The organism is Billgrantia montanilacus, from assembly GCF_003336675.1.
Classification (GTDB): Bacteria; Pseudomonadota; Gammaproteobacteria; order Pseudomonadales; family Halomonadaceae; genus Halomonas; species Halomonas montanilacus.
In genome coordinates this window covers 83100-94858 of sequence record NZ_QPII01000003.1, presented here as the reverse complement: position 1 = coordinate 94858, position 11759 = coordinate 83100, and the positions used below count along the sequence as shown (strand labels likewise).

8 protein-coding genes and 1 pseudogene are annotated in these 11759 nt (G+C 66.3%); 4 read left to right on the top strand and 5 right to left on the bottom strand.

Going from position 1 to position 11759, the window contains the following annotated elements; translation table 11 throughout:
- Positions 1-40 precede the first annotated feature (40 nt).
- Both lptM and argH read right to left on the bottom strand, forming a co-directional pair.
- Positions 41-154, bottom strand: a pseudogene (gene lptM / locus DU505_RS05795) (LPS translocon maturation chaperone LptM); the annotation flags it as partial.
- The gene (argH, locus tag DU505_RS05790; RefSeq protein ID WP_114478049.1) at positions 151-1587 is read right to left on the bottom strand and encodes an argininosuccinate lyase; all 1437 of its coding nucleotides are present in this window, start codon (positions 1585-1587) and stop codon (positions 151-153) included. The gene argH and the pseudogene lptM, both read right to left, overlap by 4 nt.
- 263 nt (positions 1588-1850) lie before the next feature.
- On the opposite strand from argH, the gene hemC reads away from it, so the two are divergent.
- The 4 genes from hemC to DU505_RS05770 are packed head-to-tail and all read left to right on the top strand — an operon-like array spanning position 1851 to position 6402.
- Positions 1851-2789: a hydroxymethylbilane synthase gene (gene hemC / locus DU505_RS05785; RefSeq protein ID WP_114478266.1), complete on the top strand. Its 939-nt coding sequence runs from the start codon at positions 1851-1853 to the stop codon at positions 2787-2789.
- Positions 2789-3586 carry a uroporphyrinogen-III synthase gene (locus DU505_RS05780; protein WP_114478048.1) on the top strand — a complete coding sequence of 266 codons (798 nt, stop codon included), beginning with the start codon at positions 2789-2791 and terminating at the stop codon, positions 3584-3586. Before hemC ends, DU505_RS05780 begins: the two co-directional genes overlap by 1 nt.
- A 6-nt stretch (positions 3587-3592) precedes the next feature.
- Complete coding sequence (locus DU505_RS05775; RefSeq protein ID WP_114478047.1) at positions 3593-5146, top strand: uroporphyrinogen-III C-methyltransferase; 1554 nt, start codon at positions 3593-3595, stop codon at positions 5144-5146.
- A complete protein-coding gene (locus DU505_RS05770; RefSeq protein ID WP_114478046.1) occupies positions 5143-6402 on the top strand; it encodes a heme biosynthesis HemY N-terminal domain-containing protein in 1260 nt (419 codons plus the stop codon). The genes DU505_RS05775 and DU505_RS05770 overlap by 4 nt, the downstream gene beginning before the upstream one ends.
- A 96-nt stretch (positions 6403-6498) precedes the next feature.
- Here DU505_RS05770 and DU505_RS05765 read toward each other — a convergent pair whose 3' ends face one another.
- The 3 genes from DU505_RS05765 to ybiO form a co-directional block, all read right to left on the bottom strand.
- Positions 6499-8640, bottom strand: a complete 2142-nt coding sequence (locus tag DU505_RS05765; RefSeq protein WP_114478045.1) for an outer membrane protein assembly factor BamB family protein — start codon at positions 8638-8640, stop codon at positions 6499-6501.
- A complete protein-coding gene (locus DU505_RS05760) occupies positions 8637-9038 on the bottom strand; it encodes a hypothetical protein (RefSeq protein WP_114478044.1) in 402 nt (133 codons plus the stop codon). Before DU505_RS05760 ends, DU505_RS05765 begins: the two co-directional genes overlap by 4 nt.
- A gap of 208 nt (positions 9039-9246) precedes the next feature.
- Positions 9247-11574, bottom strand: a complete 2328-nt coding sequence (gene ybiO, locus DU505_RS05755) for a mechanosensitive channel protein (RefSeq protein ID WP_422667001.1) — start codon at positions 11572-11574, stop codon at positions 9247-9249.
- Positions 11575-11759 lie beyond the last annotated feature (185 nt).

Here is an 11759-nt window from a genome sequence, read left to right as displayed (position 1 = left end):
TCTCGTCTTCGGAATTTGCCGCATCGGAAGGGGCCGGGCTGCCGAAACGCTCGGCGGCCTGCTCGTCGTCCGGCAGGTAGAGCGGCCCTTTCTGGCCGCAGCCTGCCAGCAGCAGTGCGGCCAGCAGTGCGGCCAGGGCCAGTCGGCGCCTCATGTCCGGCCGTCCTGGCGACCGTGGGAGGCGAGTGCGGCCAGGGCGTCGCGGGCCCGCTGGGCGGCGGCTCGCACCTGGTCCGGCGCGGTGCCGCCGATATGGTTGCGCGCCGCCACCGAGCCCTCCAGGGTCAGCACCTCGAAGACGTCCTCGTCGATGGTGTCGGAGAACTGGCGCAGCTCCTCGAGGGTCATCTCGGACAGGTCCCGCCCTTCACGCAGGCCGAAGGCCACCGATTGGCCGACGATCTCGTGGGCGTCACGGAAGGCCACGCCGCGGCGCACCAGGTAGTCGGCCAGGTCCGTGGCGGTGGAGAAGCCGCGGCGGGCGGCCTCATACATGCTCGCCTTGCGCGGCGTGATGGCCGGCGCCATGTCGGCGAAGGCCTTGAGGCAGTCGCGCACCGTATCGAGGGTATCGAACAGCGGCTCCTTGTCCTCCTGGTTGTCCTTGTTGTAGGCCAGCGGCTGCGACTTCATCAGCGTCAGCAGGCCGATCAGGTGACCATAGACGCGACCGGTCTTGCCGCGCACCAGCTCGGGCACGTCGGGATTCTTCTTCTGCGGCATGATCGAGCTGCCGGTGCAGAAGCGGTCGGGCAGGTCGATGAAGTCGAACTGGGCGCTGGTCCACAGCACCAGTTCCTCGCTCATGCGCGAGAGGTGCATCAGCAGGATGCTGGCGAAGGCGGTGAATTCGATGGCGAAGTCGCGGTCGCTCACGGCGTCCAGCGAGTTCTCGGCGGGGCGTTCGAAGCCCAGCAGCTCGGCGGTGACATGGCGATCGATGGGATAGGTGGTGCCGGCCAGCGCCGCGGCGCCCAGCGGCAACACGTTGACGCGCTTGCGGCAGTCCAGCAGCCGCTCGTGATCCCGGGCCAGCATCTCCTGCCAGGCCAGCAGGTGGTGCCCGAAGGTCACCGGCTGGGCGGTCTGCAGGTGGGTGAAGCCGGGCATGATGGTGTCGGCCTCGCGGTCGGCCAGCGCGATCAGGCCCTCGCGCAGCCGGATCAGCTCGGCCTCCACCACGTCGATCTCGTCGCGCAGGAACAGGCGGATGTCGGTGGCCACCTGGTCGTTGCGCGAGCGGCCGGTATGGAGCTTCTTGCCGGTGATGCCGATCTTGTCGGTGAGCCGTGCCTCAATGTTCATGTGTACGTCTTCGAGCTTCACCGACCACTGGAACTCGCCGCGCTCGATCTCGGCGCGGATTTCACCCAGGCCGGTGACGATGGCGTCGCGCTCCTCGTCGGTCAAGACGCCGACCCGGGCCAGCATGGTGGCATGGGCGACGGAGCCCTGGATGTCCTGCAGGGCAAGGCGCTGGTCGAACGTGACCGAGGCGGTGAAGCGCTCGACGAAGGCGTCGGTGGGTTCGCTGAAGCGACCGCCCCAGGACTGGTTGGTGCCAGGGGTTGTGGAACGAGGGCTCATCGGCGTGGGCATCCTGCTTGGTGCGTGCTATGTATTCACGGAGGGGGCTGCGCGCGGCGGCCCCGGATCATGGTTTTGCAGTGTACCAGAGTGGGCGAAAGTGGCGAGGGGCGCCATTGGCGCAGCCGTGCGACATGACAGCAGTTTTTCCTGTACCGCCAGGTGCTTTATGATGACGGGCAGTGACTATCATTGGCCGCGACTGTCTGCGGCGCCAACAGCAGAACAAGGCCCGCCAGGGCCCGCTGCATGGGGAGAACCACGTGCGATCCATCAATACGCTGCGCATTGCGACCCGCAAGAGCCAACTGGCCATGTGGCAGGCCGAACACATTCGCGACCTGCTCATGGCCCAGCATCCCGGGTTGGAGGTGGAGCTGGTGGCGATGTCGACCCGTGGCGACAAGATCCTCGACACGCCGCTGGCCAAGATCGGCGGCAAGGGGCTGTTCGTCAAGGAGCTGGAGGAGGCCCTGCTCGACGGTCGGGCCGATATCGCCGTGCATTCGATGAAGGACGTGCCCATGCACTTTCCGGAGGGGCTCGGGCTGTCGGTGATCCTGGCCGGCGCCGAGCCTACCGACGCCTTCGTCTCCAACCACTACGCCTCCCTGGACGAACTGCCCCAGGGTGCGCGCATCGGCACGGCCAGCCTGCGGCGCGGTCTGCAGATGCGCGAGGCGCGTCCCGACCTGGAAATTCTCAACCTGCGCGGCAACGTCCAGACCCGCCTGGGCAAGCTCGATGCCGGCGACTTCGATGCCATCCTGCTGGCGACCTCGGGCCTCAAGCGGCTGGGTCTCGAGGCGCGCATCACCCAGGAGCTGCCGCCGGAGGTATGCCTGCCGGCCTGTGGCCAGGGCGCGCTGGGCATCGAGTGTCGCATCCACGACCCCGAACTGGTCAGCCTGCTGGCCCCGCTGGACGACCCCATCACCGCCACTCGGGTGCGCGCCGAGCGCGCCATGAACACGCGCCTGGAGGGGGGCTGCCAGGTGCCGATCGGCGGCTACGCCGCCTTCGAGAACGACGGTGAAACCCTGTGGCTGCGCGCGCTGGTGGGCAACCCCGAAGGCACCGAGGTGCTGCGTGCCGAGGGGCGCGGCTCCATCCACGAGCCCGAGGCGCTGGGTATCCGGGTGGCCGAAGAGTTGCTCGAGCGGGGCGCAGGCGAGATCCTGGCGCAGGTGTACGGCGGCTGATGCCTGCCACTCGGCCGGTATTGATCTGCCGCCCGGGGGAGCGCTCCCGGGCCCTGGCCGGGGCCATCGAGGCCCTCGGCCTGCCGGTGGTCAATCTCGACGTCATGACGCTGGAGCCGGTGCCGGAAACGCCGGCGCTACGCAGCGCCTGGCTCGATTTCGACCATTTCCACAAGGTGGTGGTGGTGAGTCCCTTTGCCGCCGACTGCCTCTACGAGGCGCTCGATCGCTACTGGCCAGCTCTCCCTCTGGGAACGGCCTGGTATGCGGTGGGTGCGGCCACGGCAGAAACACTGCACGACCGGCTTGGCGTGCGGGTGCACGTGCCGCCGGTGCGGGCCGGCGAGGATACCAGTGAAGCGTTGCTGCAGCTGGCATCGCTGCGCGACCTCCAGGGGCAGCGAATCCTGCTGGTGGCCGGCGAGGGTGGCCGTACGCTGCTGGCCGACACCCTGGCCGCCCGGGGCGGCCGGGTGACTCGCCTCTCCCTCTATCGGCGCCGTCTCCACCCTCCTGCACCCGCCATGCAGGCCAGGCTCGCCAAGGGCGATTACCGTGCCCTGGTGATCAGCAGCGGAGAAATGCTGGAACATCTGGCAAGATGGTGTAACGAGACCACCTTGAACCAACCGCTAATCGTGTCCAGTCGCCGTTTAGCTACACTGGCCAACGACTTGGGGTTTTGTACTCCTGTGGTGGCATCAGGTGCCACACCGGCTGCCTTGGCCGCTGCCGTGGCTGAGACCTGTGACCTGGAGGATGCCGATGTCGATCACGACGATCTCGAAAAGGGCTAGCGACAGATGAGCAAGCAGACTAACGAGCAGGACGAACAGAAGTCGCCTTCCGGTGAGGCCCAGGACGGCAGTCGCCGTGAGGCCGACTCCACCGGCAATGCCGGCGGCTCCGCAGAAAAACAGCGCTCGAAGAACCGCGGCAAATCGTCGCAGCCTGGGGGTGGCGGCGACAAGCCGGCCACTGCGCCACCGGATCGTTCGGCATCGACAGGCGGGGCGGCGTCGTCGCCCGAGACACCGCCAGCCAAGCCAGCGGATAGCGGTGACGCCAAGGTTGCCGGTGCCGGCGACAAGCCGGCCGGATCGTCTGCCGGGAGCGCCACGAGCACCGACAAGGCCAAGCCCGATGCCAAGCCGACCCTCGGCAAGCCAGATGACAAACCGGACGACAAGCCTGCCGGTGGCAAGGCCTCGGCCGGCAGTACGAGCGACAGGCCTGGCGAGGCCATGCCGGGGACGGCCGCTTCCGGGGCGAGCCCGGGCACGCCGCCGGCCACTGGCAACACCAGGGGCGGCCGCAACGGTGGGGGCAAGGGCACCCTGGCCCTGGTGCTGGTGCTTTTCCTCGGTATCGGCGCGGGGCTGTTCGCCTGGAAGGCCTGGGAGCGCATGGACAGCCAGCAGCAGCGGCTGGCTGAGCTCGAGGAGCGCGCCGGCACCGCGGCCTCGGCCGACGAGTTCGCCGAGCTGGAAAGCCGTGTGGAGAGCCGCCTGGAGACAGCCGAGGGCGAAAGCACCGATGCCGTCGAAGCGATGCGCAGCGAATTTGCCAGCTATCGCAGTGAGGTCGATTCCGCATTGGACCAGGTTCTCGACGAGCTCTCCCGCGAGCAGGAGCCCGACGAGCGCGAGTGGCTGCATGCCGAAGCCGCCTACCTGCTGCGCCTGGCCAATCAGCGCCTTCAGCTGGAGCGCGACGTTGAAGGCGCGGCGGCCCTGCTGCGAACCGCCGACGACCGCCTGAACGAAGCCGACAACCCGGCGCTGCTCTCCGTTCGCCGTGCCATTGCCTCGGAGCTGTCGGTGCTGGACAGCGTCCCTCAGGTCGACCGCTCCGGGCTCTATCTGGCGCTGAACGCCCAGCAGGAGCGCCTGGCACAGCTACCGCTCTCCCGTGAGCTGGAGGAGATCCCGGCCCGTTCCGGCATGCAGGAAGCCCCTGCCGGTGGCTGGCAGGATCAACTCTCGCGCTTCGGCCAGGAGCTCAAGGACCTGGTGGTGATTCGTCATCATGACGAAGCGCTGGAGGCCCTGGTCACCCCCGAACAGGAGTCCTACCTGCGCCAGAGCGCCCGCCTGATACTGGAGCAGGCCCAGCTGGCCCTGCTGCAGGAGGAACAGGAACTCTACGAAGCCAGCCTCGACAAGGCGTTGACGCTGATCGAAAGCTATTACGACACAGAGCGCAGCGAAGTCCAGGCCGTCATCGAGCGCCTGACAGCGCTCAAGGGAGAGACCATTCGCCCCGAGCTGCCCGATATCAGCGGCTCCCAGCAGGCGCTGGCCCAGTTCATCGAGCGTCGATTCGGTTCGCGTGGCGAGCGGGGAGATGACGCATGAGAAAACTGCTCCTGATCGTACTCCTGGGGCTGGCGCTGGGGGCACTGTTCGGCCAGTTGATGGTCTCGGTGCCCGGCTACTGGCTGGTGCGGGTCGGTGACACCTCCTACCAGACCTCCTTCTGGTTCGGTTTGATACTGCTGCTGGCGCTCTTCCTGGTGCTTCATTTTGTGCTGCGGCTGCTGATGCGCATGAGTCATCCGGTCAGCCGGCTGAAGGTGTGGAACAGCCGGAACCGTCACCGCAACGCCATGAGGCGGACCGTGCAAGGGTTGGTGGCCCTGGCCGAAGGACGCTGGAAGCGAGCCGAGAAATCGCTGGTGAAGGCCGCCGACGACTCCGGCACGCCGCTGGTCAACTACCTGTCAGCCGCGCTGGCTGCCCACTACCAGGGCCGCTATGAACAGGCGGACACATTGTTGAAGCGGGCCCATCTCAGCACCGACGGATCCGACACCGCGGTTGGCCTGATGCAGGTGCAGCTGATGCTGGACCGCCAGCAGTACGAGGAGGCGCTGGCGATCCTGACCCGACTGGATCGACAGCTGCCCAACCATCCGCAGGTGCTCAAGCAGCTCAAGCAGGCCTACCTGAGCGTCAGCGACTGGGAGGGGTTGCGTCGCCTGATGCCCCGGCTCGCTTCGCGGCAGCTGATCTCCCCCCAGGAACGTCAGCAGCTTGAGCTGCGCGCCTACAAGGAGCTGCTGATTCACGAGGCCCGCGACCCGGGCAACGTGGAGCGGGTACGCAGCCTGTGGGCCGACATGCCGGACCCGCTGCGCAACAACGTCGAGCTGGTGGTGCTCTACACCGAGGCGCTGGTGCGCGGCAATGAGGAAGGCATCGCCGAGCGCCTGCTGCGCCACTCGCTCAAGGAGCATTGGGACAGCCGCCTGGTGCTGCGCTACGGCCTGCTCAACGTGGACCCGGCGCGTCAGTTGGTGCATGCCGAGAAGTGGCTGCAGGAGCGCCCCAATGATCCGGACCTGCTCCTCACCCTGGGTCGTCTTGCGCTCCGCAATGCCTACTGGGGCAAGGCACAGGAGTATTTCGAGACGAGTCAGCGGCAGCGTCCCAGCGGCGTGGTCTGTGCGGAGCTGGCGCGGCTTTTCGCCAACCTGGGCGAGCACAACAAGAGCCAGCTCTACTATCGGCAGAGCGTCGAGCTGCTCGACAAGTCACTGCCCTCGCTGCCACAACCGGCCGAACCGCCCCCTCAGGACGAAGCCGGCAAGGGAGGCAAGAAGAAATCGTAATGCCAGGCTGGAGCCCTGCCGCCTAGGCGGCCGGTAACAGATTGAAGGGCGCCGCAAGGCGCCCTTCTGTTTTGCGGCCTGTCGCCGGCTCGAGTATCAATCGGGCAGCGCGAAAGAAACCACCTGGTCGCTGACCTTGGGCAGCAGGATGGAGTTGCCGCCCACTGCGAAGGTGACGTACTGCCTGCCCTCGTAGGTATAGACCGCCGGCATCGAGACGGCAGGGGCTTCCACCAGGTGTTTCCACAACACCTCGCCACTCTCCAGGTCGAGCGCACGCACGCGCGAATCCATGGAGGCGCCGATGAAGATCAGCCCCGAGCGGGTAATCACCGGTGCGCCGATGGTCACCGAGCCCCACGACTCTGGCATGTAGAAGCCGTGCTTTTGCACCTGGCCGAACGGCTCGTTCCATAGTCGTTCCCCGGTATTGAGATCGTAGGCGGCGATGGTGCCGTAGGGTGGTTTCCAGCACGGCATGCCGGCCCAGTTGAGGAACGTCTCGAGATGGAAGCCGTAGGCCGTATCGCCCTGGGCGTAATAGCCGCCCGTTTCTCCCGATTGTCCCAGCTGTTCGAACTCGTCACGCGGGATGAGGCGATAGATCTGCACCACGCTGTTGGAGTTGATCACGAACACGCCCTTTTCCGGGTCGACGGCGCCGCCGCCCCATTGGGAGCCCCCCGTGGTGGGCGGATAGGTGAGCGTGCCCTCGAGGCTCGGCGGCGTGAAGCGCCCCTCGTAACGCAGGCCCTTGGCCTTGCGGCTGCACTCGCCCAGTCCCACCATGTCGGCGAGCCGGGAGATACCCGGCCAGTCGTCGGGAATGACCGGCTCGGGGACGTCGACGAAGGGCTGCGTCGGGGCGGCTTCCTCGCCCTCGACGTCCGAGGCCGGAACCTCGCGCTCCTCGATCGGGTAAACGGGCTCGCCCGTCTGACGGTTCAGCACGAACAGGAAACCCTGCTTGGACGGCTGCACCAGGGCAGGCACGCTCTCGCCATCCTTTTGGATGTCGACCAGGGTGGGGGGCGCCACGGTGTCATAGTCCCAGATGTCGTGATGCACGAGCTGCCGGCTCCACACCACCTCGCCGGTGTCGGTGTTGAGCGCCGTCACCGAGGTGGCCAGGGGCAACTCCTCGGTGCGCTCGCCGCCGTAGTAGTTGGGGCTCGGTGAACTGACCGGAATGTAGAGAAGCCCGCTTTCGGGGTCTAGTGACATCGACGCCCAGACGTTGGCCGTGCCGGTTCTATCGACGACTTCCTCGGGTAACGCATGGAAGGTCCAGCGGCGCTCGCCGGTGCGCGCGTCGAGCGCAAAGACCGTTCCCGGGGGCGCCACGGCGTCCGTCCAGTCCTTGCCGGCCCAACCGAGGAACAGCGTATCGTTATACACGGTGGGGGGCTGCAGCAGGGACAGCGGCCACTTGTCGTTGATGGTATTCCACTGGTTGACGTCGAGCATGCCGTTGTCGCCGAAAGCGGCACAACGCTCGCCGGTGTCGGCATCGACGCCATAGAGCTTGGCGTCCATGGTGCCGATATAGACGATCTTCTGGCAGGCCTCGCCCGCCTGGGGTTCGTCGGCTTCCCAGTAGGCGACGCCGCGACTCTTCATCATGGGCTGGGTCAGGGCTTCCAGGCGGGCGTCGGGGTCGAAGGTCCACTTTTCTTGGCCGTTGCCCGGGTCCAGGGCGATGATGCGATAGAAGGGCGTACCCAGGTATAGCGTGTCGTTGACGAACAGCGGCGTGGCCGACCAGACCGACATCGGGATATCGTCGCTGCCATCCGAGACGTCGCCGGTATGGTACTCCCAGGCCTGCTCGAGTTCGCCGACGTTTTCCGGCGTGATCTGGTCGGCGGGCGAGTACTTCTGGGCGCGCAGGTCGCCGTTGAAGGTCGCCCAGCTATCCGGCGACTCCATCCAGGCATCCGCCCCCGGTTGGGGCATAGAGGTCTCGCCGCCGCCGCTGGGGGCTTCTCCCGCAGGCCCGGTGTCGACGCGCCCGCCGGGGCCGGTCGGCGTGACCGAGGACGCCTCGGAGTCTTCCTCGTCCGCTTGCGGTTCATCGCTGCTGGCGTCCTGCTCGGACTCGTCGCCCTGGGTTTCGGAGATGCCCTGTGGCTGGCCGCCTTCCTCATCGGTAGACGTGTCCTCCTGTGCCAGTGCATTGCCGACGGAGCCCGCCAGCAGCAGCGAGACGACCAGGGTGATGGCGTCATTACGGTTCATGAGGCGGCCTCCTGGCGCAGCGTCATGGTGCGGTCGCGCTTGCCCGTAGCGGGGTCGGCAATCGCATGAACGAGCCAGGCAACGAGCCCGATCCCGATGGAGACGAGCAGCCACTCGGCCTGCAACAGATAGGCCGCCAGGCCCGTACCCAGCAGGTCGAGCAGGAGCAGGAAGGCAATGAGTCCGCCCAGCCAGCGGGGCATGCCGCGGGCGAAGGTCAGCAGCAGCGACCCGACCAGCATCAGCGCGGTGGAAATCAGCACCAGGTAGGTGCCCGGGGTGTAGGCAATGCCATTGCCTTCGTTGAACGTGGCGACTGCCGCAAGGATCAGTGCAATGATCGAAATAGCGAGCAGCAGCCAGGCACCGTAGGCGGTGCCCTGTGCTTTGTTTGTCATGGTAGTCCCGTCCCTGAGCGCCTTCGAAGCATGGATGGCCGCACCAGCGTAACGCAGGCAGCGCTACGCCGGAGCTCAGAAACAGTATAGGCACGCCCCGCGATTCTTCCTGCGGGCGTTCGACTCGAACCAGGAGCCTAGACGCCAACGCCTCCCACCATGCGGTGGGAGGCGTGTCATGATGCGCGCGCTCATGGGCATGTGGCGCTCAATCCCGTTCCTCGTAGTCGCCCTTGAATGTCGGGTTGGGCTTCGAGCGGGGATCGTCCTCGCCGGAACGACTGCTCTCGCCGGAACTCGGCTGGCCGCCCGGGCGTCCGTTGATGTCGAAGGGCTGCTGCATGACACGCAGGTTGGCCGGCGGCGCCTCGCCCTCCTTGCCAACGCCGAAGTAGAGCGTGGTGTGGGGGAAGGGGATCTCGATGCCCTTGCCGTCGAAGTGCAGCTTGACCAGCCGGTTGAAGGCCCGGCCGGTGCTCCATTGGGTGCCGGGAGTGGTCTTGATCCGCACGCGGATATTCACCGAACTGTCGCCGAGGCCGGTGACCCCGGCCACTTCCAGCGGCGCCAGGATGTTCATCTTGTGCTCCTCGTCGGCCGCCAGTTCATCGAAGGCCTCGCGCAGGGCGACGATGGCGTCGTCGATGCTCTCGCGGTAGGCGATGCCGTACTCGCCCACGTGGTAGCCGAACTCGCGCATGTAGTTGGAGACGGTATCGACGCTTGAGAAAGGCACGATATGGTAGGTGCCCGAGAGGTCACGAATACCCACCGAGCGGATGCTGAGTCGCTCGGCGGTGCCAGTGATGCCGCCCACGGTGACCACGTCGCCGGTGTTCATGGCGTTCTCCACCTGAATGAAGACCCCGGTAATGATGTCCTGTACCAGCTTCTGGGCGCCGAAACCGATGGCCAGGCCCAGCACGCCGGCACCAGCGATCAGCGGGCCGATGTTGATACCGATCTCGGCCAGCACGATCATCATCGTCATGGTGATCAGGGCGATGGCCAGGGCGTTGCGGAACAGCGAAAGCAGGGTCTTGGCGCGAGCGGTGGGTTCGCCGGCACCGGTCTCCGGATTCAGCTTGTGCTCGATCAGGCTGGCCAGGCCCAGCCAGACGCCGATGGCGACAACCAGGATCGTCGCGACGCTCGCCAGTTTACCCACCAGGCCGCGGCCCGGCTCGGAGGCGTACCAGGCCATCAGGTCGAAGGCTCCCCAGGCGTTGAGCACGAGCAGGACCACCACGATCAGGATGATGGTACGGATGACGCGCAGGGCGTTGGGCACATAGCTGTTGAGGCGAGGCTCCAGCAGCGGCAGCTTGCGGCGCAGGTCGTCGGAAAGGTGAATGCGACGCCCGATGGTCTGGGTCAACAGGCTCGACAGGAGCATGCCCACCACCACGATGGCCAGCGTCTTGAGCGTTGCAAGTAGCACGAAGGGCAGGGCATCGGCCGGCCGGGTCAGGGTCAGTACCAGCACCATCAGGAAGTACGCCAGGGCGAACAGGTGCCAGGTGCGGGCGAACAGCTGGAGGGAGACCCGGGTCGCGGTCAGGTCGCTGCGGGCCGCCAACTGGTCGAGATTGTCGCGGATGCGCACCCGATTCTTGAGCACCACCGCCACGGCATAGAAGAAGGCGCCGAAGATGATCAGAGCGCCGATGCCCTGTCCCAGGGTCGGTGCGAAATAGGCGCTGGCCAGCGGCACCACCACCATCAGGCCATAGCCCACCAGCCCGATGAGACGGGCGATCCAGCGGTTCCAGTAGGAAGCTTCGCCAGCCGAGATGGGCAGCAGGCGCAGCCCCTCGTAGCGTGACGAGAACAGCATTCGCACGGCGGCCTTCAGCAGCTCGATGATGAGGAAGGCGTTGAGGAACAGCGAGGCTCGAGTGGAGAGCTCGCCGGCCTCGCCGATGGCGAAGGTGGCGATCAGGTTGCCGGCCATGTAGGCCATCACCACGATCAGTGCGTCTGCCAGGGCGGCTAGGGCCACGCAGAGCACCAGGCGCACCACCGGCGTGAGGCTGCTGGCCTGCAGCGACCAGCCGCTGATGCGGGTGAACAGCGGCCTGGCCAGATGGCGGAACGCGATAAAAAAGAGGAACGTGGCCAGTATCACCAGCCCCAGGTTGATCGCCGCGGAGGTGAAGGCCGCTGTGTCGAAGGCGGTGGCGGTAGTGTCACCGGTGAACAGGCCGGTCACGATGCTCACCAGGTTGCGGAACTCTCCCCCGATATCGCTGACAACGCGGCTGGTCAACTCCGCCAGCTGCCTTGGCAGCGATACCTGTTCCGGCTGCTGCCCTTGTTGTACGGCTTCGGCCCCCGCCAGAGCGCCCTCATCGATTGCCTGTCGCCGCAGGTGGTCGATCAACTGCTGGCGGGATGACTCGTCCTCCAGGAGGTCGGCCAGCGTCGAGTAGGCGGGCTCATTGGCGGCCTCGATCGGCTGGGCCAGGACGGGTGTCGCAGCCAGGCAGGCCAGCAGCAGCCAGCCAAGCAGCCAGGGGATGAAACGTGTGGGCATCACGCAGTGACCTCCATCTCGGGCGTGTCGTCAGGGATCCGTCATGTCTCGTGCGGCATATGATACGGACTTTGTCACCACGGGACGAACCGCTGGGCGGACGTGTCGAATTATCGATGCAGTAATTGTACATGTAACGAGGTCTGTGTCATATTCCGTGCGTGCCTATCTCTTGGCACGATTCC

Bases quoted from the DNA above. Each gene is read 5' to 3' on its own strand.
- DU505_RS05780 (WP_114478048.1), top strand. From the start codon at position 2,789: ATGCCTGCCACTCGGCCGGTATTGATCTGCCGCCCGGGGGAGCGCTCC.
- DU505_RS05765 (WP_114478045.1), bottom strand. From the start codon at position 8,640: ATGAACCGTAATGACGCCATCACCCTGGTCGTCTCGCTGCTGCTGGCG.
- argH (WP_114478049.1), bottom strand. From the start codon at position 1,587: ATGAGCCCTCGTTCCACAACCCCTGGCACCAACCAGTCCTGGGGCGGT.
- ybiO (WP_422667001.1), bottom strand. From the start codon at position 11,574: ATGCCCACACGTTTCATCCCCTGGCTGCTTGGCTGGCTGCTGCTGGCC.
- DU505_RS05760 (WP_114478044.1), bottom strand. From the start codon at position 9,038: ATGACAAACAAAGCACAGGGCACCGCCTACGGTGCCTGGCTGCTGCTC.
- DU505_RS05775 (WP_114478047.1), top strand. From the start codon at position 3,593: ATGAGCAAGCAGACTAACGAGCAGGACGAACAGAAGTCGCCTTCCGGT.
- DU505_RS05770 (WP_114478046.1), top strand. From the start codon at position 5,143: ATGAGAAAACTGCTCCTGATCGTACTCCTGGGGCTGGCGCTGGGGGCA.